This window comes from Desulfosarcina ovata subsp. ovata (genome assembly GCF_009689005.1).
Taxonomy (GTDB): Bacteria; Desulfobacterota; Desulfobacteria; order Desulfobacterales; family Desulfosarcinaceae; genus Desulfosarcina; species Desulfosarcina ovata.
Genome location: NZ_AP021879.1, coordinates 4,710,459 through 4,735,760, shown reverse-complemented (window position 1 = coordinate 4,735,760; position 25,302 = coordinate 4,710,459). Strand labels below are relative to the sequence as shown.

Below are 25,302 nucleotides of genomic sequence, written 5' to 3'. Positions count from 1 at the left end.
ATCCTACTCGACGGTTTTCCGGGCGAGACGTTCCAGGGCATCCGGCAGCGGCAGGGGAAGCTGCGACATGGCCTCCCAAAACAGCTCCTGCCGGACGCTTGCCTGAACCGTTTTGACATCCCCGTCCAGAACCAGGCGCGTGCTGCCTGGTTCCACCACCAGTTGATATTGGCCCTTGGGCAGGCGGATGGTGGTTTCGATGCAGTCCCACTTTTGACGCCGGGCGATCTCCAGCATGGCCGCTGCGATGCGCTTTTGTTGCCGCTGCTCTTCGCCGGAAGCACGCAAGAGTGTTCTCAACGGAAGGGCCGGCGGCGCCTCAGTGGCAACGGTCAGGCCGGAAGCGGCAGCATGATGGCAGGCCCTGGCCATGCGCAGGGCCATGTCATCAGCAAAGCGTTTGCCATGGCGCAGGTCAACGGCCAAATCGATCCAGCCCTCGCGGGCCCCGAACAAAATCGCCGCGGCCAAAACATCGTCCATCGCCAGGGCCGCATGGGCGAAGGCCAACAATTCACGACCGCTGTTCATCAGAAAAAAGAGAATTAATGCTCGCGAAAAGGTCCGGGGGTGCCGCTGAAACAGTGCGTCCAGGGTATCGTCGGACAACCCCCGCAGCGCTTTCAGGTCGTCACAGAGGCGGCATAGGCTTTCCCGATAGCGTTCCCGCGCAGGGTCGTCCAGTTGCTCGATCTCCCGTTGGATGGATTCCAGGACCACATCTCTCGACAGCTCCCCGGCTTGGGCCGATACGATATCGTTGACCAGGGTCCAGAACAGCTTGACCTGGATTTTGTCCGGCGGAAAGGCGGCCTCCCGGCGCAGCCAGGCCGGAAAAAAGGTCAGGATCGGGTCAACCTCCGGTGAGTCGTCGGTCGTTCCTGTCAGCCATTGGTAATACCGGCTGCCCGTATCGCTGCGATTGGCCAGGTGAAACAACAGGGCAAACGTTCCGCCCAGGGCCTGGGCGCGCGCCATCGATCCGGGAACCGTTTCCCGCTGGGCGATCGGACCCGGCGTGCACGTGGATTGACCGGCAAACCACTTTTTGCCGGAGGCCTTGGCAAACCATGCCTCGGGTACGTTGCGGTATTGGGAGCGGGCGCGATTGATAAAGGCCGTTTTGTCCGCCGCGGATTTAAAATAGATTTTTTTGATCAGGGAGAGTGGCAGGGGCGCGGGAACCAGCAGTATTTCGGCCGTATTCCCTTGAACTTCGGGCAAGGTGATGTCCTGGGGAGAACCGAATACCGATACGGTTTTGGCCGGTCCCGCCAGGGCGCTGATATCCACTTCGACGGCCACCGGCGTCAGGTGGCGGGCCTCGGCCACCACCCGGTCCACCAAAGCCCGCGGAGCGGTATTGGGGAAAAGGGGAATCCAGCCCGGGCAGTCATCCAAAAGGTCGCGATAGTATTTATCGCCAAACCCTTCCCGGGACATGAGCAAGCCGGCGGCCAGCATCATTTGCAGGTTCATCTGGTTGGTGAGAAACAGCCAGCGAGCGCTGTCCGGCCGGGTTTTATCGGATTTGGAATCGGTCATTGAAAGCCCCTTTTGGCAACCGGTTGCCCATGAACACGGAAGGGTCCGGTTTTAATTTCGTTTTAAAATGGTTTCGTCGTCCGGCATGATGGCATCCACGGCGCAATGGTCTCCGGCCCTGCGCAGCAAAAAGACGCGTTCCCGGGCCCGGGCCACCATGGTATAAAACAGGCGCTTGGTTTTGTTCGTATCCGGGTCCAGGTAAAAATCGTTCACATCGGCAATGAAAACCGTATCGAACTCCAGTCCCTTGCACGCCATGGCATTGATTACCAGGATGCCGCCCCGGTCGAAACGGATCGCTCCCAGGGCCGAACGCACCATGCCGCTGTGATAGGTGGCCACGGGGACCTCGGCACCGTTTTCGCGTAAGGTACCGGCCGCCTGCCGGATGGCATGAAAATAGCGGTTGCGAACAGCATCGGTGGGGGTGATGATGCCCACCAATTCCCTGGGATGGCGGCCCACGATCAACACGATCCGGCGGATGATCGTTTCAAAAAGAGGCCTGCCATAGGTATACAGCCACGGCGTTTCGGTGGATTGTCGTGGCGGCAGTTGCGGGTGTGTGGAGGCCGGATCGCCCGGGAAAAAGGCGTCGGCCAAAAGAGCCACATGATAGCCCTTGTCCTTTTGCCGAAAATTTTCGGTGAGCCGGATCTGCTCCTCGATGGGAATCTCCAGGCATTCCCGTATTTCCCGGATGGTTGAATTCGCTTCGGTGATCTGCTGGTTCTGGTCAGCGGCCACGAACAGATGCTCGGCGTCCAAATAGTCAATGGCTTCATAAAAGCCAGTGGGCATGTCCTGGCCTTCATCGATGATCAGACAGGTATTTTCCAGCGAGGTTTCCATCTTGTCCGCGTTTACAATACGGTTTTCTACCTGTTTCCAATCGAAATCTCCCGGAGTCATCGATTTCGGGATCGGATTTTTGCCGAACAGGTTGCGATGGAGGTTTTTGAACCAGCCGATCCAGCGGGCACATTCCAGTTCCGGATAGAGCTGACGGCAGGCGATTTCAAGCAGGACATTGTAAACGAGAAAAAGATACTTGCGCTTTTCCCCGGCCAGGTAACGGGCCCGCAAAAGCGCCACCACCGATTTTCCGGTTCCCGGCCCGCCCACCACGAGATATTTGCCTTCGGCCGCCAGGTAGTTGATGGCTTCCTGCGCCTTGCTCAATTCGTTGATTCCCGGCAATTCAAAATGGCGTTTGTCGCGTTCGGACATCGTTTTCCCCTATCCGACCCACTCCAGCAGCGGCGCAATCTGCGGTTCTTCGCCACCGGAAGCAACCCCCTTGATCAGAGCGCGGTCCAAGAGGGTATTGGCCGGCACGGTATTGCCAAATGCTTCGGATACCTCGCAGGAGGGCTCGGGCAATAACGTGCAGGCATGGCAGGCGGCCCGGTTCAGCAACTGCGGCCCCTGCCCGTCATGCTCGGCGCAGACCGGATCCAACGCGCACCACTCGGCATGGGTAAAGGCCCGTTCCAGGATGGCCAGCAGGCGTTCGGGCCGGGCCAGTTCCACCAGCCCGCCCAGCGAGCCGGCCACATCCGGTACTGCCGTATAGACGAGGATGCCGGCCATCGGCGCGTCCGGTCCCTTGGCACGGCGCGCATACAGGCGTTCCTTGAGCGCGGCGGCCGGGTAGCCGCTGTCGAATTCGATTTGGCGGATCATCAGATGGGCCAGGGTGTGGAGCAACATGTAGCGCGGCAGGTCTTCCTCCCCATGATTTTCCAGGCGGCGCGCCGTGGTGTGGCAGCGACGGATCACCGCCTCGTTTTGCTCCCAGGCGCCGATGATTGCTTCTTTCAGTGAGATAAAGATCCCCTCGCCGAAGAGCTCCAGGCCCGGGAGCCAGTTCTGGCGGCCCACGATATCCGGCGGCACGAGCCGGCACTCGATATCGGGCCCGGCCACCGCAGGGCGCTCGAAGCCTTTGTAAACCACGATCTCCCGCAGCCGGTTGACGGCCACGACCCGGTCGACAAGGCCGATAATCCGGGCCACCTGCCCGGACCAGGCGGATGCGCCGGCCAGGCCGTGCCACTGGGTGGTGAAATGCTCGGTGATAAAGTCCTCTTCTTCTCGCAAGTCAGGGATGGGAGTGGTCAGTGCCTTGAATTCCTCTCCCAGCAGGTCGCCGGAAAAGGGCGGATCGGTATCGAGGGCGCTGTCGATTTCATCCAGCGCGCCGACCAGCGCCTCGGGGGCAAAGCGCAGCTTGCGGGCCAGGTTGGCGAGTTTGCGGCCGAATTGTTTGGCATTCTTTGCCCGCAGGGTGCGCAGCAGGTCCAGCTCTGCCGGCATGCCTTCCAGAATCACGCGGGGAGAGGCGTCGGTGATACGGGATTCGGGAGGAATCACCAGGCCCCGGGCGGTATGGGCTTCGTAAATGCGCACATCCCCGATTTCTCTGGCCACGGGCAGGGTCTGCTCAAGCTCCGGAACAGGGACCCGTTCGCGAAGCCAGGGCTGTTGTTGCATCCACCGATAACCATAGAAGAATTTCTCGCCGGTTAACTCCCCGGCCCAAAATTTATTGTGTGCTCCGCAAGTATCGCAACGCAGCGTGTTTTCTTTCCAAACCAGTGAATCCCGGTCCTTGCAGTGTCGCTGAACGTCGCCTTTCGGCGCCCGGTGGGCCAGCCAGAACCAGGGGATATCGTCCAGATACCCATTTGGGTGCACCAGCGCCCACGGGACCTGGGCCAGGCGGGCCTTGCGGCGGCAATCCGGATGGGTGCAATACAGATCCTGATCCGAGGGGTGCCGCCAGAGCCGATAATACAGGCGCCCGCAATGCTCGCAATGCATCCAGCGCGGGAAGCGCACCGCCGGCAGGGTGTCTCCCACGATTCTGCCGGCCTTCTCCATCCGGCCCGTGGGTGGAAAATGCAGGGGCCGGTCGCCAATCCCCAGAGCCACCTGAAGGCGCTTGACCCTTACTATCGCCCCCCCTTTGGGTTGGCCGTTTTGCGTCCAATAGCGGGTATCCATGGGCACCATGAGCATATCGGCACTTCTGACGATGGCCCCGGGAGCGCAGAACCCGATGAGATGGGAGAGCCGGATGGGGGTCGGATCGGTCATGGGCGTTCGCTTTCCGGCGCCAAAAACGGTCGTGTCACCCGCAGCAAGCCGCTGTCCTCGACGTTGCGCATGGAATTGAGGGTGGCCCATTTGCCGTGTTTAACGTCCTGGTGGGCATAGAGCAGGGCTTCGGTGCTGCGGTCGTTGGCCGGCCGCTGGTAGACGAGCCGGGTCTCCTGTTTTCGACACGCGTCGGCAAACCGGCCCCAATCGCCGGCCAGGGCATCGAGTTGCCCCCCGGTCTGCTCTGCCTGGTCCGGGTCTGCCTGCCGGCAGCGTCGCTTCAATATTTCGATGGTCTTTTGGATGACCGCCCGGGAGGGATCGAAGGCGCCCGCGCCACCGTTTTCCCGCAGATCATCGATGCTCAGGCGCATCACGATGACCAGGGCGGCATGCAGGGCCCGACGACGCACCTGGGGCGTGAAGGGGGTAACGCTGGTCGGTTCCACGAAACGGTAAAAGGATTCGTGATACGGCCTGAAATTCTCATAGTGCGAGAGGCTACGGGCCTGCCAGCGGTAGTAGTTGGCCACCACCAGGCCGGGAACCTCACTGCGGCCGACCCGGCTGCTGGCCTGGATGTACTCGGCCGTGGTCAGCGGCTGGCCGTTGATGATCATGAGTGCCAGGCGGTCCACATCCAGGCCCACCGAGATCATGTTGGTGGCCAGCACGGCATCCAGGCATTCGGATTCGCCGGCCGGGCAGGCCAGCCGTCCGAAGGTCCGGGCGTTCTCCTCGGGTGAGTAGTGGCTGGTCAATTGGGCAACGCGGGGGGCGTTTTGCGGACGGCCCGAATCCTCGGATGAAACCTCCTCGCTCGGGTCGTGGCGAACGTACCATTTAAGCTGATGCTGGGCCTCACGATACGATTTGGTACGGTATGCCAAGGCGTTATGGCTGTCGCCGACCCCGCGCAGGCTGCCGTGGTAGGCGATCAGGGTACGCCAGGCATCGGAAAGCGCTGGCGTGTCCATGCCGGTTGCGTCCGGTGCGCCGAAAAGCGCGGCCGTGAGGGCGGCAAACGCCTCTTCTTTTTTAACAATGCTGGCCAGATATCCCAGGTACAACCGTCCCGGGTGTCGATCGACCGGCAACGCCCGGGTGAAAAACGAATCGTCGGCATCAATGCCGGGAGGCGGGAACACCGCGTGACGCCGGCCGAAAAGTTTTTGAATCTGGGTCCGGGCATTGCGGATCGTTGCCGTGGAGGCAATATATTTGGGATAAATCCCCCGTTGAATCAGCACGGCGTCCAGGGCGGCCTCATAAATGCCCACAATGGACCCCAACGCGCCGGCGATCAGATGCAACTCGTCCTGCACGATCAATTCGGGTGGCCGGCAGGCACCATGGCCGAAAAAGGCCACGGTGCGGGGGTCCCAGGCCAGGCGGGCCAGCTTGTCCACCGTGGCAAACAAGAGCGTCGGGGGATCGGCATAAAGCGCCTCGTCAACCACGTTCAGCGGCAAGGCGCCCGGATCCCGGCTGCCGAACGCGCAATTTTCCCGGTTTAAGCAACGGATTTGGAAACGGGCGTCCGTTGCGTGGAACCCATGGCGGGTGGCATGTTCGCCGGGACACCAAAGCCGCCCGCCGCACCAGGGGCAGCGGGTGAACACGAACCGCCGCGGCGCCTGGTCCGGCGAGGCTTTGCGGATCTCGGCCATGGCATCCTTGAACGTATTGGGGGTCGTGGCGCTGCCGACCCACATACCGGCGGTAATCGGTTCCCTGCCAAGGCGTTCCGGCCGGCGTTGGCGCAGGATTTCAAGGGCGCAGATCAACCTTGCCGCCCGTTCGAATTGCTGCTGGGTCAGAAGCCGCAGGGTGTAACGCATGATCACTGCCGTACCGCCGCCGCTGGTGGGAAACTGCATGCGGCGCCAGACGATCTGAAAGGCGATCAGGGCCAGGTAGGCCTCGGTCTTGCCACCCCCTGTCGGGAACCAGATCAGGTCGACGATGTCCCGTTCGGCGCAGTCCGCATCGGTCACGGACCGGATCGTGAGCAGCAGGAAACCCAATTGAAACGGCCGCCAGCGATAGGTACGCGGCGCCCTGCCCCGGATACGGTCCTGCTGGGCCCATTGGCTGCGCATGGCCGCGTGGGTCAGGGCAAAGGCCTCGGCCATCGCCGGGTGCCGCCGCAGCAGATCGATGCCTCCGGCCATGCGGTCACGCGCCGTGCGAATCCGCCCCAAGATCCGTTCGCCGGCCTTTTTTTCCGATCCCTCAAAATGGTCGACGGTTTCCTGCCGCGCTTCCAGCCATTGGCCGTAGGCCTGCACAAACGCCTCCAGGGCCGTGAAAACGTCCGGGTCCGTACCGGTCCGGCTCAGGAAATCAAGGGCCAGGGTACGGGGATCGATGGCCTCGTTGTCGGGAGTGACCAGGGGAACTTCCGCCGTGGGCAGAAAGTCCGTTTGCAGCCGGTCGACCCGCCCGGCGTCAAGCTGCCAATCCACCGCCGCCCCATGGCCGATGGCGAAAATCTTTTTGCGCCGGTATTGCAGTTCCAGCTCGATCTCCTCGTCGTCCAAGAGGGAAGGGTCCTTGCGTGGGTAGGGATAGATTTCGCCCGCGTCAATCGCGCAGGCGAGTTCGACTTCAAAAAACGCCATTTCTTCGAGACGAATTTTCTCTTCTTCCGGCGGCAGAATTTCGTCGGCCCGGCAAACCTGTTGCCGGTTGCACAGGCTGATGGAAATCAACCATCCCGAATTGTACGGGCGCCACAGGCTGAATATCTCTGCCCGGGGAACGTCGTCTGGGTTCACCCATAGCGGATGCCGGAACTCGATCCGTTGGTGGGACGGGGGGGATGGAAACGCAAACGCAGCGCGATCGTTGTTCGGGCTCAGGGGGATGCGTTGCCACTGGTGTCGGGCACGGGATAGGCTCCGGTAGGATGCACCCCAGGCGGATACGTGGAATTCAATGTCGCGTGAGGCGTAAAACGAAAAACCGACGGCTGAAGGGGCAATGTAGCGTCTGGAATGACCGGCGGGCTTGGCGGCGCGGTCATCTCCCATCGAATCCGCGTCCCGGTCGGATGAGGCAACGCCGTCCTCGTCATCTTCCGGTTCTGCCGCCCGATCGATACCTGCGCCACCCGGCGTGATGGGAAACAGAATCCCGGTGGGATAAAACTGCGTCGGACGTTGGCCGTTGAGAATATCTTTTTCCGATTCGACGTCGTATTTCGGACCGGGGCCCATCAGGCATGTTCGCAGCCACCGGACCAAACGACGGCGGGGTTCGATATATGGAGACGCTTCATGGTTGTTCATCTACCATATTCTCGATTTCCTAAAGGGGGTTGAAATGAATTCTTACTCATAATCAGGCAGAGAAGTCAAGGAAAGTGTACAAATTCAGGATACTGCACTCCTTGGAAAGGTAATTAGACCCAAGCTGAGGCTCGAAAAAAAATGGCTTTCTTGAGCAAAATTGAAAAATGGTGATCGTGCCTTATGTTTGGATTTAACTCTGAAGCCGAAGCATAGCCAACAAGACGAGAGACGCCCATGCCCATCCTCGATGCCCATCACCTCACCAAAACCTACCGGATCGATCACCGCGACATCACCGTGCTGGCGGATGTGTCCCTCTCCGTGGAAGCCGGCGAGTTCATCGTGATCAACGGCAGCAGCGGCAGCGGCAAGACCACCCTTCTGACACTGCTCTCGGGGCTGGACCAGCCCACCAGCGGCCGGGTCTTCATCGACGGCCGGGAGATCACCACGGCCAGGGAAACGGAACTGGCGCCCTTGCGCAACCGGACCATCGGTTTCGTGTTTCAATCCTTTCACCTAGTGCCATCCATGACCGCCGTGGAAAACATCATGTTTCCGGCCGAACTCAGCGGCGACCGGGATGCGGCGCGCCGGGCGGCGGAGCTGCTGGCCCAGGTGGGCCTGTCGCCACGGGCGGATAACCTGCCCAGCCAGCTTTCCGGCGGCGAAAAGCAGCGCGTGGCCCTGTGCCGGGCCCTGATCAACCGGCCCAAGCTGATCTTCGCCGACGAACCCACGGGCAATCTCGACTCGGAGAACGGCCGCATCGTTCTGCAACAGCTTATCGATCTCAAAGATGCCCATGGCGCCACCCTGGTGATGGTCACCCACAACCCGGAAATCGCCCGGACCGCGGACCGGGTGCTGCCCCTCAAAGACGGCCGGCTGGACGATTGACCATGAAGCACCTGACCACCATTTGGCGCCAGGCGCGCCGCTCGTCCCGACAGGCCCTGCTTTTCGTGCTCTGCGTGGCCCTGGCCCTGACCACCCTGACTGCCTTTTCCGGTTTCGCCCGCAGCATCGCCCTGGCCCTGGCCAAAGACGCCCGCAACCTGCACGCCGCCGATATCGTCGTGCGATCCTACGCGCCCGTCGCCCCGGCGCTGACGCAGGCCATCGACCGACTGGCCGCGCAGGGAGCCGTTCAGGTGGCACGCATCTACGAGCTCTCCAGCGTGGTGCGCGCCACCGACGAGTCGGCCTCGCTCTTTTCCCGGCTCAAGGTGGTTGAACCGGGCTATCCCTTCTACGGTCAGGTCTCCCTGGCCTCAGGACGGCCCTTCGGCCAGGTGCTGGCACCCGGTACGGCCATCGTGGAACAGACCCTGCTCGACCGCACCGGGCTGCGGGTGGGCGATGCCCTGAAGGTGGGCTACACTACCCTGACGATCGTCGATGTGGTCATTGCCGAACCGGACCGGCCCCTGGAGCTGTTCGCCTTCGGCCCGCGGGTCTTCATCCACGCCGCGGATCTCAAGGCCATGGGTCTGATGGCCACCGGCAGCCGCATCCGTCGCCTGGTTTTGCTCAAAGTGTCGGTTCCAACACAGGTGGATGCCGTCGCCGCAACGCTGAAACAGGCCAACCCCGATGACACCACGCGCATCGACACCTACCTGACCGCCCGATCGGCGGTGAAACGTTTTCTGGACAATTTTCTCTTCTTCCTGAAACTGGTCGGGCTGTTTATCCTGATTGTCGCCGGGCTGGGCATCCAGAGCACCCTGACGGCCCTGTTCAACGAAAAACGGACCACCATCGCCGTGATGAAAGCCGTGGGCGCCGGCGGGCGTTTCATTACGGTTCACTTTCTGCTGCTGATCGCCCTCCTGGGCGCTGTGGGCAGCGGCCTGGGCATGGCCAGCGGTGTGGCCGTGCAGTTCGGTCTGGCCGGCATTCTGGCGCCGTTTCTGCCCGAAGGGCTGCAATTGTCCATCGCCTGGCGGGGCATTGCCGAGGCCGTCGGGCTGGGTGCGGCCGTGGTGATTCTCTTCTCATTGCTGCCGCTCTACCGGCTCAAGGCCCTGCGCCCGGTACAGATCTTTAACCGCCAGCGTCAGGAGGCGGCCAGCCGCTGGCCCGGAATTCTCTTCGGTCTGGTGACGTTCTGCTTTTTCCTGGTCCTGGTGCTGTGGCACATGCGCGACATCCGCTTTGGCATCACCTTCGTGGGCGCCATCGCGGCCATGATCCTGGCCGCGGCAGGATTGGCCCAGCTGGCCCTGGGGACGATCCGGCGCCTGCCGATCCGTCACCTGGCCCTGCGCCAGGCGGTCCGTGGGCTCTTTCGCCGGGGCAATGCCACCCGTACCGTGCTGATCACCCTGACCGTCTCGCTGACCGTCATTTTCGGGGATTTGCTCATCGAAAGAAACCTCAACGCCACCTTTGTGCGTTCCTTTCCCGACGATATGCCCGACGCCTATTTCATTGACATCCAGCGGGGTCAGACCGAAGCCTTCGTCACGCTCGTGGGCCGGCCGGTGACCTTCTACCCCATCGTGCGGGCACGGGTGATGGCGATCAACGGTGCGGCCATCGACCACGGCCGGGAGAGCAGCCAGCGGCGCGACAACCTCGCGCGCGTCTTCAACCTGACCTACCGCGAGACCCTGCTGGACGACGAAACCCTGATCCAGGGCGATAGCCTGTTTCGCAGCGACTGGGACGAGCCCCAGGTATCGGTGATGGATACCGTGCTGGACATGCGGCCCATGCGCATCGGCGACCGCATCCGCTTCAGCATCCAGGGCGTAGCCCTGACCGCCCGCATCGCCAGCATCCGCACGCGCGACAACCGCGCCCTGAGCCCGTTCTTCTATTTCGTCTTCCCCACACCGGTGTTGGAAAAGGCGCCCCAGACCCTCTTCGCCGCCCTGAAGGTACCGACCGGCGAACTGGGCCGGCTGCAAAATAGGATTGTGGCCCACCTGCCCAACATCAGCGTCATCGACATGTCCCAGACCCTCGGCACCCTGGCCCGCCTGATGTCACGTCTGGCGCGCATTCTGCGCCTGTTCAGCCTGTTCAGCATCGCCGCCGGAATCCTGATTCTGATCAGCGCCGTGTTCGCCACCCGCAACGAGCGCATGCTGGAATCGGTTTACTATAAAATCCTGGGCGCCGGCCAGCGGTTCGTCCTCAGCGTCTTTGCCCTGGAAAACCTGATCATCGGTTTGCTTGGCGGTAGCCTGGCCCTTTGCATGGCCCAGGCCGGGGCCTGGTGGATCTGCGTTGAAAAATTTGATATCGCTTATCGTCCGTTTGTGCCATTGTCGCTGGCATTGATCGCGGTAACCACGCTGCTCACCATCGCCGTGGGATTGTTCGCTTCGCGATCGATCATGGCCAAGAAACCGGTGGTTTTCTTAAGGGAGCAACAGAATGGCTAATTCTTTAAAAAGCACCTTTGATTCCAATACCCGGCTGCGTGCTCGGCAGCGACTGCGCAATGGGTTGATCTTGCTGGTAATCGGTTTCAGCCTGGTTCTATCCGGTTGCAGCCAGGAACCGACCAATGAAAATGCCGACACCCAAGTCCAAGCGCCCGTACCCGCCTATGCCGGCACCATCGTGGCCATGGGCGACAGCCTCACCGCGGGCTTGGGGGTATCCCCAGAAGACGCCTATCCGGCCCAGCTGGAACGGCGACTGCAGGAGGCCGGCCACGACTACCGCGTGGTCAATGCCGGGGTGAGCGGTGAAACCAGCAGCGGCGCCGTGTCGCGCATCGACTGGGTGATCGGCAGTCTCTCTCCAGATATCGTTATCCTTGAAACCGGCGCCAACGACGGTTTGCGCGGCCTGGATCCCGGCCTGCTGGAAGCCAATCTCGACCAGCTGGTCACCACACTCAAGGCCCACCAGATCCAGGTGATTCTGGCCGGCATGCTGATGCTGCCCAACCTGGGACCCGACTACACCCATGCCTTTGCCCGCATCTACCCGAGCATCGCCGCAAAGCACGACCTGATTTTCATCCCGTTTTTTCTCGAAGGCGTGGCCGGCAAAAGCAGCCTCAACCAGCCGGACCATCTGCATCCCACGGACCGTGGGTACGCGGTTGTGGTGGAAACGGTGTTGCCTTATGTGATGGACGCCATCCGGAAGTCTTCGGCCGAATGAGCATGCCGGGGAAAAACCCACACCGTCAATAGAGGAGAAAATCCAGATACCATGCCTTGGCATTCGATCCGTTCATTCCGGGACAGCGATTATACGGCGATCATGCGTGATTGCGAAATGCACACGCAAACCTTTTTTTTCCGCCGGTCGACAACCCGCGAAATCACCCCCCAAATGCGCCGGCAGGTGCAGTGGTATGTTGCCGGATGGAAAATTCATCTTTCCATCTACCCGGCCGAATACGCCCGGGTCCTGCCATCCCTGCAACTGTTTGAAAATCGCATGGCGTCCACCGGCCTGGTTTATAAATATGCGGCGTCAAAACGGCACTATGAGAATTTCAGCGGACTGGTGAAGGGCAAATTCGCCACGCTGTACTGCAAATCGGCGGAAGATATCCCCCCCATCATCCAACTGGTCAACCAGATCTTCACGCAAGATGGCATTACGCCGGTCAGCAAAAAAATCATCGGCACGGCAAAGGGGTTGCGCCATGAACTGCCCCTGATCGGCGGATATGGTTTTGTGCGCTACGGTGCGTTCTGTTACACAAGGCAGATCCTGGATCTGACCGATCCCCAGCACGAGCCCTTCGAAGACGATCGTTACCACCCGTATCCGCAATTCAGAAACCCGAGTTTGCTGGATGGAGAGATCGGCCGCTTCAAGAATGTGATCGATTCTTCCCAGACAAACGCCTAAAATTACTTTTCGCGTGCCTTCATGGCCGCATTCACCGCCAGCCGCTCCAGGGAGAGCGCCAGCACGTCCTTCAGGCGGGGCTGTTGCTCCAGCAGAGTCTTGCAGAAAGCCCGGGTGCGCTCGGGGTCCGTGAGACCGGGACCGGGCACGAAGGCCGCCACGACCCGTTCGAAAAGCAGCGGATGCATCGTCTGCATGCGCGCCAGATTGGCCTCGAACCAGGGCCAGAGGTGCTCGCCGGCCGCCGGATTACCGGCCGCGGCCACCAGGGGCATGAAGCGGATGCGGTCCGGCACCCGTTCCAGGGCATAGTCCAGGGCCTTTTCCAGCAGGGGCCACTGGCGGAAACTGCCCAAGGCCGCCACCAGGGTCATGCGTTCATGCTCCACCGAACTGGCTTCATAGCGGCGGATCATGGCATCCAGGGCCGCCTGGTCACCGCTGACGGCACCGGCAGTCATCACCGCCCGGAAAATATCTGCCGGAACGTCCCCGCCCCCCATAAAGACCTTGAACTGGTCATCGAGGCCATCTGTCACCGCCCGATTGCCCAGCAGCGCCGCGTGGACCAGCAGCTGGTCGCGCAGCATGGCCGTGGTCTGGGACTCCTCCGCAACCGGCACGTCCCCAACGGTTGCAAGGGCCGCATGGATCAGCGACTCGGCCACCTGGCCGGTACGCGTGCGTACCTCCCCCTCGAGCAGCAGATAGGCCTCGAACAGGTGGCTGTCCAGGCTGGAAAGGGGCAGGTAGTCGGTTTCGTTGATATAGTTACCGGCCATGGTCAGGTAGGTGGCCATGGGAAGGGCACCGGATTTGACCAGCGCATAAAGATCGTTCTGCACCCCCCAGCGGTCCATGGCCGGTAGGGAGCCCGTTTTCACCATGGCGCCCAGGTGATCGAGATTGTCGGTATCCGCGCAATGCACATGGTAGAACCCGGTTTGCCCGGGGTTGATCTTGTAGGCGATACTGCCCGGCGGAAGGGCGATTTCGGCTTCCGGCCGGTCCATGATCAGGGTCTGGATCGCGCTCGATCCATCCTGGCGATAAGTGGTCAACGTCAACGGTACCATCCAGAACTGGGCGGAATCGTTGGGCAGATATGAGAAAAGCCGCTGACTGACGGCGAGGGTCTCGCCGCTGCGCCGGACGGTGATGACCGGAAAACCGGGCTGGGTGACCCAGCTTTTCATCAGTCCGGTTACCGGCATGCCGGAAACCTCGGAAAGGGCCTCCCAAAGATGATGGCTGGCGGCGCTGCCATAGGTGTACGTCTTCAGGTAATGCCGCAGCCCGGCCTTGAAATGGTCCGGTCCGATCCAGGCCTCCAGTTGCCGCAGGACACTGCCCCCCTTGCTGTAGATGATCGGTGCCGTACTGGTGGTAATGGCCACCGCAGCGCCACCGGGCATTTCAATGGCAAAGGTTTCGTGCAGGGCGTCGCGGGCCAGGGCCGTCTCGGTCTGGCTGCGCACGAACTGCTGCCAGATCTCCCAGTCCCCGTGGTAGTGGTCCACCATGCCGTAGCCGAAATAGGTGGCAAAGCTCTCGTTCAGCCACAGGTACTTCCAATCCTCAGGGGTAACCAGGTTGCCGAACCACTGGTGGGCGATCTCGTGGGCGATCACCTCGCAGATGCGCGACTCCCCCTCGCGGGAGGTGACACCGGGAACGTGCAGCAGCAGGTTCTCACGAAAGGTGATGGCGCCCCAGTTCTCCATGGCGCCGAAGGCGAAATCGGGCACGGCGATGAGATCCATTTTGCTCAAGGGGTAATCAATGGCGTAGTACTCCTCACCGTAGGCCAGGGCCTTGCGGCCGAACACCCTGCCGAATCCGGTCTGCTCGCCCATGCCCGGCAGGCAGACGGCCCGCACCCGGGGATCGACGTCGTCGGTATGAATCTCGAAGGGCCCCACCCCGAAGAAGAGCAGGTAGGTGGACATCTTGGGCGTCGGTTCGAAAACAATCCGCTGGCGCCCGTCGTCCAGTTCGTCGGCGGACTGGACCGCGGTGTTGGCGATGGCCGTCAGCCCCTTGGGGATCAGCATCTCCAGCGTGAAAACCGCCTTGCGGGCCGGATGGTCGAAACAGGGAAACGCCCGGCGGGCATCGCTCTCCTGGAACTGGGTCACCGCCATGTGGCTGGGGCCGCCGTCCACATGGATCCGGCTGCGGTAGAAGCCGGCCATGCGGTCGTTGATCCGGCCGGTGTATTCGACGGTCAGAACAAACGATCCCGAGACCGTCTTGGGCAACTGCACCGTCAGTGCCTCCTTGGCCGGGTCGACGCAGAAGGCGCATTCGACCGGTGGCGCGTCCTTCTCGTCCGTACCCAGCAGGCAGCGCCAGATGGCCAGCTCGGCACAGTCCAGGTCAATGGTCGCCACCGGCTGGTCGGCGGTGGCGGAAAGGACCATTTGGCCGGCAAAGGTGAAACGGTCGAGGTCCGGCTCGATGGTAAGGGCATAAGTATCCGGGGTAATGAAAAAAGTCATGCTGGACTCCATCCGATGGGGTAGCGGCAACTCGGGCGGATCGGTTGCCGGTTGTTTGTTGGTTTATTGGCGTTCTATCACGGGCGACCGGCCGGCGCAACCGTCCCGCGCACCGATTGCCGGGCACCCGTCATGGGATTCAAAGGGAGCGGGGAGCGACCGTCAGGGCAATCGCATGTAGATTTCCGGGTTGCTTTTCTCCCCAAAATTAGAGCGTCCATGAATATCAAAGACCAAATGAAAAATGGTGGTATTCTATAGTATTTAAGATAATGTTTTTGGCAAGGCCAGAGGGAGGAAGTCGTATTGTAATACTGCGACGACCGATAACGCAGCCCAAAAACATTATCTTGAATGCTATATCTATTTTAAAATCGATTTCATCCTTCATTTGACATTTGGGCTTTGGCATTTGGCATTTCCCCACTTTCGGGGATGGTGCGTGTTCAGGAAGGGCCGGTTTTTGATTTTACTTGCGATCGCTCTGGAGCGACCGTCAGGGTAACCGCATTTGGATCGATTTGCAGTTCTTCGCGGGCATGGCCCACTCTTACAGGCATCATTGGCTTCGTCAAGCATGGTTTTTGTAGGAGCTGGCCATGCCTGCGACCCTATCTGTTTCCATCAAGTTCCAAATGCGGGAACCCTGAGCGACCGTTCCGTTTCATTGACACACAGCTACCTGTTTGATAAACAAAAATGCTCGTTTTTGATTTGACTGTCATTTCAACACAAACGGCATACACATCTACAACCGATACGACAAAAGTCGTCCGTAACGATTACAACAAGGCCCAAATCATCCGGCATACCGAACCGATCACAACCGGGAACAGCGGCGGAGCACTCTTGTAATTCCTTTCAGTCGCATCTTTTTAACTTCCGACCATCCGCCGAGGTTTCGTGTGCTCAACAAAGTTGCGTGCTGAAATACAAGACGCTAAGCCTTCGATCTTGGATGTGTAGCTCAGGATTCCTCACCTCCGCCGTCGGAACCCTAAAGTTTTTTGGAACCATCGTTTCACCGCATTACGTGAATACGCGTATTCCGCAGTCACGACCATCCCACAATTGTTGGACATAAAGTTAGCAACATGCAACATCAATTGAGATTTCCCATCATGTCCTCCCATATTGCCCCACGCACCAGAATCGTTATTGATCTTCCAAGCTGCTCCATTCCGAAAAATCTCACCGGAAATGGTTGCCTCTTGAGTCAATGCCACATGGCCAATTTTACCCTGGCCTTCGATGTGTTCATCGAAACCGAATTTGAGTTCAGTGTAATTCGCATCAGGTGCGGCGTAGGACCATAGCAGAGGCTCTCTGCCCATATCGATGGTAGCTCTTAACGCTTGTTCAATAGTAAGCTGGTGACCAGCATATTCATAGTCAGGCCCCCAAGATATTTGCACTGGTCCCCCTGGCCCAAGTATGTAAAGAGTAACAATCGTATTCCTTCCGCTCGGCCTAAAGTTTACTTCCGCTGGTTTTTGGCCTCGAGTTGATGGATAAGTTGGCTTTTTATTTGTTTTTTTATTTCCAGACAATACGTGACGCTTGAATCAATGCCTTTTTCAAATTGAGGTCTTTTTTTGGAGCTTTGCTCCGGTGTTACTTAATTTTACATGACCTGCTTTCAAATCTATCGTTTTTTACGTTCAAGCTGTCTTTGTTTCTTGTCCTTCACTATTTGTTCAATGGATCGCGCGTTTTCAGGTGGTCGTTTTCCAAAATTTCTAAAATAAATATTCTCAATGAATACCGGTAATGGGGCTTTCCATGGTTCTTGTTTATGATTTGCCAATTTGCCGAATTTCTTCGGGTTTAATCCAAGTTCACGAGCCATTTGGATGTGTGCATGCGAGAGTTTATATTTTTTTCGAGCATCAATCCACACTTGATATTTTGGTGAAAGTTGTTTCTTTTTTGTCATAAATATATTTTCGTCGGTATTTGTGGAAGCCAACGGGGAGATAAGGGGCCGGGCGTTTAAACCCAAGAAACTCCGATAAAAAGTTAAGTTTACTAAACCAGGCAATTCCGAAAAGGCCACACAGGTAGCCCGGTCCCTTCAAACGTTTGGTTCGGCGATCATAGTTTTTCCAGGGACAGAGGATATTTGAGTTTTGAATTAGGTAGTGCCCATCCAGAAATGGCCAATTTTCCCGACATCCATGTTCCGCGAAAAATTTTATCCTCGGAATATCAACCATATGCCTGCGGTAAATTTTTCGCGCGCCTCGATCTCGACCAAATTTCCCTATTTCTGGATGGACAATAGGTATCATGTCCCCGAAATCTCATTTGTCAATTAAACACTATCTTCTATTTTTTCAGTATTCCTTTTTCAGGAAGGAACCGACTTTTAAGTAGCTTTGTCCAAGCGCTTCGGACTTCAAGTGTCCCATAGTACGGAGAATGACTTCTCCCGTGCTGCGGGACTTGATGAATAGACCAATCCCCATATAGGACTCAAATTTTGAATTTCTCGGATGCGTTTCTTCAAGGTTCAATTTTCCATTATCATCTACCATGGCTCCCCATTCGCAATCTTCGCCATTATAAGTACACGTTCCATCACGATATAAATCTAAAGAATAATTTCGAAGCGAAGCATGCGACATATGTTTTGAGTCGTAATGGCCAAAGTATTTTTCCGGTATTTTAGTTGTTGCCTTAAAAACATGGTTTTCATAGCTGAACTCTTTTAACTTTTCTTTCGGCTGACTTTCTCTTACGGTCGCCTCCGCTTTTACCCCATAAGGTTTTGTTTCCATACTTCCTATGGCGGGATTATAATAAAGACGGTAATCTTCAAATGGGTATTTGATTGTTCCATTAGGCAGACGTTCCTTGTCAGACGGTAGTCCGTCCTGAAGAAACAATCTTATTTCAAAAGATGAGTTTTTGGGCATTATAAACTGTTCGGGCTGTTCGTCCTTAACATAACGGTTGCTCATATCAGTTCCGGCCGGATGCCAATTATAACTACCCGTTGTCAAGGGATAAATCTTAGCCATTTCATCATTTCCTGGTTGGAATGTATTCGCTTGGTAAACTTTTATTCCTCCCTTAACCTCAAGCATCTGATATACAAATTGGGTGCCTTTAGCTATGCAAAAGGTAACCAGCACATCATACTGGTTTGGATTGGCTACCCGATAATGGTAGAGACGTATGCCAGCCGGAACACCTGGAATAGATGCCTCTCCTGTGATTTTTTCCCAGCTTTCCACCTCGGCAAGTTTAACCCCATTTGCATCGGCTGTAGGAGTGTTGTAATATTTTTTTCCACCTGTTGTTAAAGCACCGCTGGAAATTTCAAAACGCATTGTTTCTGTGTGTGTTTTCTGCTCAACATCATTTGTTTGCTCTCTATCCGCGCCTGTTTCATTTTGGGAAGTCTTTTTCCCGCTTTCAAAAAAGCCTGCATAAACCTTTCCGTCCGGCCATGTGAGCTTGCCGTTCCCGTGTGGCTTGCCATACGTTAATGGCCCTTCATATTCTGCACCGGCTATGGATATCCTTTTTTCCAGAGCAATTTTTTGTTCCAGGCCTCCGGACGAAAAAGAGGCCGCTATGTTAAAAGGGGAATGGGCGCTTTCCAATTGTCCGAAAAGGTCATCAAAGCTGACGGTCACATAACCGGTATTTTCTACCAGACATGTTTTGGCAAGGGCATTGTCGATATATATGTTAAGGGTTCCTGAGTCTATTGTATTAATCCAAAGGTCTTTATTTTCACCTGTTTTTCTGATATTGGTTTCTTTTTCCGTGGTGCTCAACACTTCCTTTTCTCCAAACATATCCTTCTCAATGGCATTTAAGTGTTCGTCAGTGTCTCCGAAGATAACTGCTACGGGAAGGAGGGCAACGCCCACAACAGACATTAAAGCATTCGGATTTCTTTCCGAAACGGTTTTTTCTATCATAATATCTTTGTTGTATACATCGTATCGGACTTTTCGACGTAGACCAATTCCCAGTCCATCCTTGCTGGACAAAGTTTTTGTTTTATCTATACTAATATCTAATTGGAGCGTTTTCGAAATTTTTGTGTTGGTATAGGACTCGGTTCTTTTAAACTCTGTTTGAGTGTTGTGTGTGACGCCTCCGCAGGCTGTAAGCGACAGCATTGTTCCACTCAAGAGTATCCACAAAACAATTTTTTCGATCTTCATTTGACCCCTTTCTGAATATTTGCATTTTGCAATGTCAAACATTATTTACCTGTCCCCAATAATTATTGTGAATCAAATAAATTGCCTCTACGACATCAGCCAATAAAAAATAAAGTATATAATGTATCATACTATTCTTATGACGAACGAAAAGCTGTCGGGCGGCATGTCACTCGCCGTCCCGACCAGCGATGGGTTGGGGCCGGAAAATCATTGACAACCCGCCCTGCATATGTACAATAAGCTGTACAGGAGGGTCCAAAATGGAAGCCATAACCTATACAGCGGCAAGGCAAAACCTTGCGAAAACAATGGAAAAAGTTTGCAGAGACCGTGCCCCGATAATTGTTACACGTAAATCCTCTGAATCTGTAGTTATTATGTCCCTTGAGGACTATGAAGCCCTTGAAGAGACTGCTTACCTTTTACGGTCACCCAAAAACACAAGACGTCTAATTGAATCCATTGCTCAACTTGAAAATGGCAAAGGTGATGAAAAGGAGCTCATAGAGTGAAGCTCATTTTCTCAGACAATGCCTGGGACGATTACATCTATTGGCAAAAAACTGACAAAAAAATTCTCCGCCGTATAAACACTCTGATAAAGGAAACAAAACGCTCTCCTTTTGAAGGTGTTGGCAAACCCGAACCTCTGAAACATGCGCTTTCCGGCTATTGGTCCAGGCGAATCAATGACGAGCACAGATTCGTTTATAAAGTTTCAGAAGATGCAATTCATATTGCACAACTGAGATATCACTACTGATCTACGTTTATTTAATTATGAACAATTTGGAACTGACTTCCCACATTCGCCCGGCCCTGGCGGTCAAATGCATGGCATGGTTGGCGCATCGGCTTTTCCTATTAAAAACATACAAGAAACTGTTGCTTTCAGTTCATGCCTTTTATTGATAATACGAATGTAACAGTTCAGAAGGTGCTACATGAAAATAAGCTTTTCTTGTTTTCAAAAAGCGCATCATCACTCAAAACTTGTAATTGCGCATTTTTTCAATTTAGGACAAAGAATTTCTTTCGCTTCACCTTTATGGAAGATGATCGTGTGTTTTCCCTCTCCTAAGCGAACATGTTTATTTTTGCTCATTTTTTTCATCTCATGAATTGTACCTTCAGAAAAATCCAATTCCTCTCCGCAATCACATCTGAATGATGATGGGAATAATTCTGTTGCCATAATAATTTGATTTTCCTTTTTCAAAACTATTAGTCAGTCAAATTGATCATCTTTTTCTGTGCCAACGTAGCCATCACCGGCGGGAATGGAGCGCAGCGGAATTCCAGTCCGAGTGCATGGCATTGTTCTGTGACGATCTACACCCTCTTGGCGATGACTGCAAATTCGCCCGATTTTCGATCATATGGGGTTCCCGCGACGTCTGAATATTGCCCCTTAACAGAAAAGCCAGCCGCTATAAACTTCCTCTCAAGATCCTCGGGTGCAAAATGTTGTAACCAGTTGTACACCTGTCTTGCTCGATCAGACTCAAAAATTGTGTACTTGTCCAGCACTACCTTCTCTTCATCGTATTTGAAGGTATTTAAAAAGCCGTAATACTTGTTCGGTGACCAGAATCCGTTTAGCTGATTCACCTCATATGTCGCGACCTCTTCCCTCTGTTCAAATGCCGCCAGGGAATATACATCAAGCAGGACCGAACCGCCCGGTTTTAGAATCCTGTGGAATTTGCTTAGAATCTTTTTTCTTTGTGTTGAGCTGAGGGCGCAGAAATCGCACATGATCATCAGGACAAGATCGAATCGGTCCTCGGTTTCAAACTCCAGATAGTTCTGCTTCACGTAGCTGATATTCAACTTCTCGCGGGTTGCGATTTCCTTTGCGCACTCAATGGACCTCCCCGAGAAATCAATGCCAGTCACATTCGCTCCGCGTTTCGCCAAAGGTGCTGCATACAATCCAGGACCACAGCCAAAATCAGCTATTTTGAAGTCCCTGCCGATGTTGAACTCATATGCGATCCATTCCACAGATCGATTTATGAATTCCGCGTTTCGCGAAGAAACGTCGATAGCCTCGTTGAGGTGGAACGATAGCATCTGCTTTGATGTATGTTCGTCGGTCCATAGATCGCTTGCAGTGTAATATTGAAACGGTTCAGGCCGTTCGTTAATCTTCTCCAGATCTTCAAACATTCACTCTCCTATACACAGAACGCTTCAGTTCACCAGGGCGCAGGATGGAATAAAAAAGCCTATAAAATAATAAAAACCTTTAGAAAGACGTTGCACTTCAGAGTGCTACGGCCCCTGCGCTCTGGTGAAACTGGTTGTTCGGTTAAAGGCTTTTTATTTGGAACCTCCAACACTTAATACAAGTTGTCCACACGTTTCGTTTAAATTGGAAGTTGGCCTATAATTGATATGCAAAATCAAGTTTTTAGGAAAATCGTACTCTTTAGGTTTAAATCCTGTAACACAGCTATTTTCGAAATAATAAATAAAGCAATCTTTACTTCCTTGTGCATGGCTGTAACGCCAATTTTTTAAGTCATCGTCACATTTTATAATTGGCCTTCCATTAATATCATGGAGCTCTATTGCTAACTTGCCATCTTTAAATCCAGGGTCGTCTTTCAGGCTGATGTCACCAACTAAACCAATATAGTAAGACTTATCCATAATTGGGTAAGATTCAACTTTGTATCTCCCACTGAATGATTTAGAAAGTTTAAATTTGTTAAAAGTAACCTTGAATCCAGGATACCAAGTTTGATTTCCTATAAATTCCGCCTTTCCATCACCAATGTACTCATTAAGATTAATTTTTTCGCCACAGCCAACAAGTAGGCCCAGCGTTAATGTGAGAGTTAAAAAATTATAAATTCGGCTATTCATTGTAATTCTCGATCATTGTCATTTTGTACACCGAACGCCATTTTAAGTGGCCGGGCGGAGTTACTAAGGCAAATGTTAACTATTACAGAAGGACAATTTAAAAGGTTTTTCAAGATCGCCTCGCATTGCCCTGTCCATCTTCAAAAAAAGGTTGTGTGCCGGGCACGGCACACATCTTAAAAGTGAGCCAAGCATATCAGTCTGTTGGATCGCTTGGCAAGTCTTAGACCCAGCCCGATGGAGGCGAAGGGTGTAGCGACATGGCAACTGGGTATCCGGCAACGGTGCCTGGGGAGGAAGCCGCCCTGCTGCGGCAGGGCAGTCGCGAAGGTACGGGGTGACGAACAGAAATCGAGTCAGGCGCGCATCTGTGGGACCAGCCTGCAACACAAGGTTAAGTCCTCTATCCATCTCAGGCAGTGCTCGTATACTCGGCGCTTACGTACCGAAAGATGTGTGTTTACCCCGGGAGGCCCGCTGCATCTCGGGTGCTGTCGTGTGAATTTGCCGGTAAAGGGGAATCCGGCCACCAAAACCCCCGGCATCGTCGGAAGCCTGGCCCCTGACCGGCGATGAGCCAAACTCCATTATGGAGAGGAACACGAAACCAAAGGAGCCAGCGGCGACAGATCATTCGAGTGAGCAAACCGCAAGGTGCGCCCACCGTGCAGCGGGAGTCAGCTTAAGGGCATAATGTAGCCGGAGGAAACGAGATGCGCGAGCTACCCGCGGGTCAAGCGTAACAGGAGGCTCACCCCGGTGAAAGGCCCGAACGGTGCCCGGACCGAATGGCACGGGTAAATGAAAATGACCATTAGGAGACGTGTACTTATGAACATAAAGCCACAGCAGATGGAAATGTTTGTAGCGTCGCGGCTTGCCGAAAGTCTGGGAGGCAGAGAGCAGTTGTTGGAGTTGATTCTCGAACGACGTAATGTGCTCAGAGCAATGAACCAGGTGATTGCCAATAAAGGCGCCCCGGGCGTGGACGGCATGAAAACCAACCACTTGAAAGGGTACCTGAAAAGGCACTGGCCGAAGATCAAGCAGGACCTGCTAAATGGGGATTATCGTCCCTTACCGGTCAGAAGGAAGGAGATCGACAAACCGGATGGCGGTGTCCGCCTGCTTGGTATCCCCACGGTATTGGACCGCCTTATCCAACAGACGATAGCTCAGGTATTGGAGCAGATCTGGGACCCGACCTTTTCTGAGTACAGCTACGGATTCAGACCAGGACGATCAGCCCATGACGCTGTCCTACAAGCCAAAGGCTATCTGCTGGACGGGTACACCCACGTGGTTGACATGGATTTGTCCAAGTTTTTCGACCGAGTTAACCACGACCGGCTTTTAAGCCGGCTGGCCACCAGGGTCCGGGACAAACGGGTCTTGAAATTGATCCGCCGGTACCTTACGGCCGGAACGATGATCGGGGGGCTTGTCAGTCCCAGCATAGAAGGAACGCCCCAGGGTGGTTTATGCAAAGCTTTGCATAATCCGCCTTATGCGAAGTTCGCGATTATGCAAAGTAAATCGCTTAATGTACAATATTTCCAACACATGCACTGAATTTACTTTGCATAATATCACGACTACTTCAGATTTGAAAGCCATTCCAACAATGCAGCGTCTTTATTCCAATCGGGAAGATTGCTATCTACCAGAGTTGGATAGGCGTTTTCGATGGCCTGACGTTTCAATTCGGTATCACACTTTGCGTAAATTTCGGTGGTTTTGATATCCTCATGTCCGAGAAAATCCCTGATATAGATAAGGCTAACGCCAGCCTGCAGCAGGTGCATTGCTTTGCTGTGGCGAAACATATGTGGCGTCACTTTTTCCGGCATGCTTGCAGATATCTTTTTCGCCGAAACAACATACTGAGAGATGATGTAGGCAATGCCTTCCTTAGTGAGTTTGCTACGATGCTTGTTGACAAAAAGCGGATAGTCCTTTTTCCAATCTTTATCAAGGGAATGCTCCTGAAGGTAATGTTGAAGCAAGGTCAGAGTATTTTTCATTAGAGGAACTCTGCGCATCTTATTGCCTTTTCCAGTGAGGATAAGCAGTGCCGGATTGTCCACTACAACATCCCGTACCCTGAGATCGGCTAATTCCTGCACTCTGCATCCTGAATCATAAAGAACACTCAAAAGCGTCAGGTTTCGTCGGCCTTTCACGGTCATTTTATCCGGCTGTGACAGCAAAAATTTCATCGCCTCCGGTGTCAGATGTGGCGCCGACGGCTTGGAGGCCTTCTTGACCGGTATGGCAATGACCTTTTGGAAATGAAGGATTCCTGATGGTTCCTCGTATTGAGCATACCTGAAAAAGGAATGTATGGCTGCAAGCCTTTGGTTACGGGTTGCAGTGCTACATTTACGTTTCTTTTCAAGCCATTCGAGAAAATCAGCAATCATTACATGGGTCAGCATGCCCATGTTCAGCTTTTCGGCAGGTATATCCTTCTCTTCCTGACAGTAACGGAGTAGCAATTTAAAGGTATCACGGTAGGATGCTATCGTATTGTTACTGGCATTTTTCTGTCGAGGCAGATACACGGAAAGAAATCCAGTAAGGTGAGTTGCAAAATCAGTAGGTTTCATAGCCATTACCCTCCAGTCGAGGAATGATATCAGGATAACACCCTTCGAGTTTGATGGATATATCTGGAAAGATATCAGCTGTAAGTCTGAGGTAATAGGTTGTTTCCTCAAAGGAATCGTGTCCCATATATGTTTTCAGTACAGGAAGATATGCGGCAATGTCTTTCCCTTCCATCACCCATTTTTTCAGACACTGGCAGGCATATGTATGACGAAAATCGTGTACTCTCGGACCTTTTCCTCTTCCGCCATGAGAGATGCCGGCTCTCCACAGGAATCGCCTGAAATTGTGGTAAACATTTCCTACAGTCATTGGCTTTCCTTTAAGTCCTGGGAAAAACCAATCTAA

19 protein-coding genes and 1 pseudogene are annotated in these 25,302 nt (G+C 54.9%); 7 read left to right on the top strand and 13 right to left on the bottom strand.

The annotated features are described in order from the left end of the window. Window positions 1-3: 3 nt before the first annotated feature. The 4 genes from GN112_RS20960 to GN112_RS20945 are packed head-to-tail and all read right to left on the bottom strand — an operon-like array spanning window position 4 to window position 7,946. The gene (locus tag GN112_RS20960) at window positions 4-1,545 is read right to left on the bottom strand and encodes a hypothetical protein (RefSeq protein WP_155312002.1); all 1,542 of its coding nucleotides are present in this window, start codon (window positions 1,543-1,545) and stop codon (window positions 4-6) included. Between the two features lie 51 nt (window positions 1,546-1,596). After that, on the bottom strand, window positions 1,597-2,778 hold the full coding sequence (locus tag GN112_RS20955) for an ATP-binding domain-containing protein (protein WP_155312001.1): 1,182 nt from the start codon (window positions 2,776-2,778) through the stop codon (window positions 1,597-1,599). A 9-nt stretch (window positions 2,779-2,787) separates the two neighbouring features. Beyond that, window positions 2,788-4,650: a DUF1998 domain-containing protein gene (gene drmB, locus GN112_RS20950; RefSeq protein WP_162459053.1), complete on the bottom strand. Its 1,863-nt coding sequence runs from the start codon at window positions 4,648-4,650 to the stop codon at window positions 2,788-2,790. Then, entirely contained in the window at window positions 4,647-7,946 is a 3,300-nt protein-coding gene (locus GN112_RS20945) for a helicase-related protein (RefSeq protein ID WP_155311999.1), read from the bottom strand. The genes drmB and GN112_RS20945 overlap by 4 nt, the downstream gene beginning before the upstream one ends. A 237-nt stretch (window positions 7,947-8,183) precedes the next feature. Between GN112_RS20945 and GN112_RS20940 the strand changes: the two genes are divergently transcribed. The 4 genes from GN112_RS20940 to GN112_RS20925 are packed head-to-tail and all read left to right on the top strand — an operon-like array spanning window position 8,184 to window position 12,782. After that, window positions 8,184-8,849: an ABC transporter ATP-binding protein gene (locus tag GN112_RS20940; RefSeq protein ID WP_155311998.1), complete on the top strand. Its 666-nt coding sequence runs from the start codon at window positions 8,184-8,186 to the stop codon at window positions 8,847-8,849. A gap of 2 nt (window positions 8,850-8,851) precedes the next feature. Further along, the gene (locus GN112_RS20935; RefSeq protein ID WP_155311997.1) at window positions 8,852-11,347 is read left to right on the top strand and encodes an ABC transporter permease; all 2,496 of its coding nucleotides are present in this window, start codon (window positions 8,852-8,854) and stop codon (window positions 11,345-11,347) included. Continuing rightward, a complete protein-coding gene (locus GN112_RS20930) occupies window positions 11,340-12,080 on the top strand; it encodes an arylesterase (protein ID WP_155311996.1) in 741 nt (246 codons plus the stop codon). The genes GN112_RS20935 and GN112_RS20930 overlap by 8 nt, the downstream gene beginning before the upstream one ends. A 51-nt stretch (window positions 12,081-12,131) precedes the next feature. Then, window positions 12,132-12,782 carry a hypothetical protein gene (locus GN112_RS20925; protein WP_155311995.1) on the top strand — a complete coding sequence of 217 codons (651 nt, stop codon included), beginning with the start codon at window positions 12,132-12,134 and terminating at the stop codon, window positions 12,780-12,782. A gap of 2 nt (window positions 12,783-12,784) precedes the next feature. On the opposite strand, the gene GN112_RS20920 is transcribed toward GN112_RS20925, so the two are convergent. From GN112_RS20920 to GN112_RS20905, 4 genes are all read right to left on the bottom strand, one after another. Next, window positions 12,785-15,283, bottom strand: a complete 2,499-nt coding sequence (locus GN112_RS20920; RefSeq protein ID WP_162459052.1) for a M1 family metallopeptidase — start codon at window positions 15,281-15,283, stop codon at window positions 12,785-12,787. A gap of 977 nt (window positions 15,284-16,260) precedes the next feature. Beyond that, complete coding sequence (locus GN112_RS20915; protein ID WP_155311993.1) at window positions 16,261-16,698, bottom strand: hypothetical protein; 438 nt, start codon at window positions 16,696-16,698, stop codon at window positions 16,261-16,263. 230 nt (window positions 16,699-16,928) lie between these two features. Further along, the gene (locus GN112_RS20910) at window positions 16,929-17,219 is read right to left on the bottom strand and encodes a hypothetical protein (protein ID WP_155311992.1); all 291 of its coding nucleotides are present in this window, start codon (window positions 17,217-17,219) and stop codon (window positions 16,929-16,931) included. Window positions 17,220-17,619: 400 nt separating this feature from the next. Then, entirely contained in the window at window positions 17,620-19,467 is a 1,848-nt protein-coding gene (locus GN112_RS20905; RefSeq protein WP_155311991.1) for a hypothetical protein, read from the bottom strand. A 263-nt stretch (window positions 19,468-19,730) separates the two neighbouring features. On the opposite strand from GN112_RS20905, the gene yefM reads away from it, so the two are divergent. Then, a complete protein-coding gene (gene yefM / locus GN112_RS20900) occupies window positions 19,731-19,982 on the top strand; it encodes a YoeB-YefM toxin-antitoxin system antitoxin YefM (protein WP_155311990.1) in 252 nt (83 codons plus the stop codon). Beyond that, window positions 19,979-20,233, top strand: a complete 255-nt coding sequence (locus tag GN112_RS20895) for a Txe/YoeB family addiction module toxin (protein WP_155311989.1) — start codon at window positions 19,979-19,981, stop codon at window positions 20,231-20,233. Before yefM ends, GN112_RS20895 begins: the two co-directional genes overlap by 4 nt. A gap of 219 nt (window positions 20,234-20,452) precedes the next feature. Here GN112_RS20895 and GN112_RS20890 read toward each other — a convergent pair whose 3' ends face one another. From GN112_RS20890 to GN112_RS20880, 3 genes are all read right to left on the bottom strand, one after another. Next, window positions 20,453-20,665 carry a hypothetical protein gene (locus tag GN112_RS20890; RefSeq protein ID WP_155311988.1) on the bottom strand — a complete coding sequence of 71 codons (213 nt, stop codon included), beginning with the start codon at window positions 20,663-20,665 and terminating at the stop codon, window positions 20,453-20,455. 137 nt (window positions 20,666-20,802) lie between these two features. Beyond that, entirely contained in the window at window positions 20,803-21,642 is an 840-nt protein-coding gene (locus GN112_RS20885) for a class I SAM-dependent methyltransferase (RefSeq protein WP_155311987.1), read from the bottom strand. A 153-nt stretch (window positions 21,643-21,795) separates the two neighbouring features. Beyond that, the gene (locus tag GN112_RS20880) at window positions 21,796-22,344 is read right to left on the bottom strand and encodes a hypothetical protein (RefSeq protein WP_155311986.1); all 549 of its coding nucleotides are present in this window, start codon (window positions 22,342-22,344) and stop codon (window positions 21,796-21,798) included. 831 nt (window positions 22,345-23,175) lie between these two features. Between GN112_RS20880 and GN112_RS20875 the strand changes: the two genes are divergently transcribed. Next, on the top strand, window positions 23,176-23,916 hold the full coding sequence (locus tag GN112_RS20875) for a reverse transcriptase domain-containing protein (RefSeq protein ID WP_231717083.1): 741 nt from the start codon (window positions 23,176-23,178) through the stop codon (window positions 23,914-23,916). A gap of 23 nt (window positions 23,917-23,939) precedes the next feature. On the opposite strand, the gene GN112_RS20870 is transcribed toward GN112_RS20875, so the two are convergent. Together GN112_RS20870 and GN112_RS20865 are read right to left on the bottom strand one after the other, a co-directional pair. After that, window positions 23,940-24,953 carry a site-specific integrase gene (locus GN112_RS20870; protein WP_155308523.1) on the bottom strand — a complete coding sequence of 338 codons (1,014 nt, stop codon included), beginning with the start codon at window positions 24,951-24,953 and terminating at the stop codon, window positions 23,940-23,942. Next, window positions 24,940-25,287, bottom strand: a pseudogene (locus GN112_RS20865) (site-specific integrase); the annotation flags it as partial. The gene GN112_RS20870 and the pseudogene GN112_RS20865, both read right to left, overlap by 14 nt. Window positions 25,288-25,302: the final 15 nt, after the last annotated feature.